We start from the raw sequence: 2,061 nt of genomic DNA on the forward strand, positions 1-2,061 counted from the left end.
CTAATTCACACGTCAAATCTACTAACATTCTCGATCGCATCCAATTTCATTTTGATTCGTTGGCGCGTAGCCTCTCCATTGGGAGAATCGATCTATCCAAGATCGGTATTCATTGGAGCATCTTTATCCACACGTCTCATCCGCGAGTGGTTGCCGAACTAAAACCAGATGATGCGACTGTAACTCCTAGCGATTCGGCAAAGCGGACGCTACGCGATCGGGGAAATACTGGCAACCGCCAACTGCAAAAACCTCAACTCGCTCGTCGGCACCATTCGCTTAACTGGCGTTGGCAATCTCAGTTAATGCAGTGGCATTAATCGCAGTTATTCACTATCTATCACCTAAAAAATACCATGAAACTCACAATTGTAAAATCAAAAAAAGTCCGCTCCAGTTCCGTTAGTTTGTTGGCAAAGCCTCTCCCGTCGAGAATCGATCGAAAAACCAAAAATTCTCAATTGCTGGCGCAATGGCAATTCGTCAATGGGAGACTGCAATGCCGATGGTTTATAGATTGAGCTTTGCTGCTAAATATCCGATCTTTTCCGTTGGCGTAGCCTCTCATGGAGAATCGCTAACACCAGACTTTTACTGACAGAGAAGAGGAAGTATGAAAAAAGTTGCAGTGTTTGGCAATGCTGGTGGTGGGAAATCAACTTTAAGCAAGAAGGTATCAGAAATTCTGGATTTACCACTACACGTCTTAGATAAAGTCCAATATCAATCGAGAGGTGTTGCCGTTCCCACCGAAGAATATCAGCGCATTCACGCACAAATTCTGGCCACCGATTGCTGGATTATTGATGGCTTTGGTTGTATGGAAACGCTCTGGCTGAGACTGGATGCAGCAGATAGCTTGGTATTTGTCGATTTGCCACTGTATTTACATTTTTGGTGGGTGACTAAAAGAATGTTAACAGGTGGTTTTAATCCACCAGCAGGCTGGCCAGAAAATAGCCCGATCTTGAAAAGTTCGATAAATAGTTATCGGGTGTTGTGGCTATGCGATCGATATTTAACTCCAAAATATCGCGAGTATATCGAACAGGCTAAAAGTATTAAGGATGTCTATCATCTGAGGACTCCACTGCAAATCGAGCAGTTTTTGACATCGATTCTCTTGCAAAGAGGCTACGCCAACGATTCAGACAATACTACCCAAAACAATTACCAGTGATGAGAAAAATTGAATGGAGCAATATACTTGCTCAGGGTTTAATTTGTGCGGGAGTGTTGACGATTAGTATCTTTACATTCTCTGTCTCTCAAAATCATTCCAGCACAGATTCGCCCCGACGACAGACTCAGCATCCCTGTAATAGCGTTCCGGCGAGTAAACCTGTCGCTCGTACCGAGCTATTCTTTGGATTGCGTAAACCGAATGGAATCGAAGTAAATAATGCTGAATTTCAACGGTTTCTCGATCGCGAAGTTACGCCCAGATTCCCCGACGGCTTCACCGTAATTTCTGGGCAAGGTCAATTCAAAGATGCTCGTGGTGCCATTCTCCAAGAGCGATCGAAGCTGTTAATTTTACTCTACCCAATTGCAGCAACTAGTAGCCAGCAGATCGAACAGATTCGCAAAGCTTATATCACGGCTTTTCAACAACAATCGGTACTCCGCGCAGACAATCTATCTTGTGCAGCTTTTTAAGATCTGACTTGTTTTTACAGAGAACAGGAGAGATGACTCCAGGGTTTAAGTCTCCCACTATAACCACCCAATTCTCAATTCTCAATTAATTTAACGGAGTTAATCTTATGATTCATCATATGTCGTTGGCGAAGCCTCTCGGAACGAGAATCGATGCTCGCGATCCATTACGGGTGGCTGGCGTACTTGCAGAAATCTGGAACGGAAAAGTATATAAGTTTCTCATTTCAGGTAGTTATCTCGTCATGCCTTTTGACAACTATGGCACTCACATTGTGGTGTTTAAATCGGGTGATGTCTGGGTGCCAGGTGCTGATGTCGAAGCTGCTAAGGTCTGCCAAACTACACCTAACGATTTTGTCTCTGCTCATATCGCCATCTCTGTACCGATTACTCATCAAC

General features: G+C 44.0%; 4 protein-coding genes and 1 pseudogene. All 5 read left to right on the top strand.

What is annotated here, in order from left to right:
- On the top strand, nt 1–320 hold a 320-nt coding region (locus RMO52_RS10330), incomplete at its 5' end, for a hypothetical protein (RefSeq protein ID WP_310413688.1).
- Between the two features lie 152 nt (nt 321–472).
- Nucleotides 473–598 carry a hypothetical protein gene (locus tag RMO52_RS10335; protein WP_310413691.1) on the top strand — a complete coding sequence of 42 codons (126 nt, stop codon included), beginning with the start codon at nt 473–475 and terminating at the stop codon, nt 596–598.
- Between the two features lie 15 nt (nt 599–613).
- Nucleotides 614–1,180: an adenylate kinase gene (locus tag RMO52_RS10340; RefSeq protein WP_310413694.1), complete on the top strand. Its 567-nt coding sequence runs from the start codon at nt 614–616 to the stop codon at nt 1,178–1,180.
- Nucleotides 1,180–1,659 carry a DUF3574 domain-containing protein gene (locus tag RMO52_RS10345; protein WP_310413697.1) on the top strand — a complete coding sequence of 160 codons (480 nt, stop codon included), beginning with the start codon at nt 1,180–1,182 and terminating at the stop codon, nt 1,657–1,659. The genes RMO52_RS10340 and RMO52_RS10345 overlap by 1 nt, the downstream gene beginning before the upstream one ends.
- Before the next feature lie 107 nt (nt 1,660–1,766).
- Nucleotides 1,767–2,061 (top strand): annotated as a pseudogene (locus RMO52_RS10350) (hypothetical protein); the annotation flags it as partial.

Source organism: Chamaesiphon sp. OTE_8_metabat_110 (genome assembly GCF_031382685.1).
Lineage (GTDB): Bacteria > Cyanobacteriota > Cyanobacteriia > Cyanobacteriales > Chamaesiphonaceae > Chamaesiphon.

What these genes read in the sequence shown, in the direction of transcription:
- RMO52_RS10335 (WP_310413691.1), top strand. Translation starts at nt 473, where the DNA reads ATGGCAATTCGTCAATGGGAGACTGCAATGCCGATGGTTTATAGATTG.
- RMO52_RS10340 (WP_310413694.1), top strand. Translation starts at nt 614, where the DNA reads ATGAAAAAAGTTGCAGTGTTTGGCAATGCTGGTGGTGGGAAATCAACT.
- RMO52_RS10345 (WP_310413697.1), top strand. Translation starts at nt 1,180, where the DNA reads ATGAGAAAAATTGAATGGAGCAATATACTTGCTCAGGGTTTAATTTGT.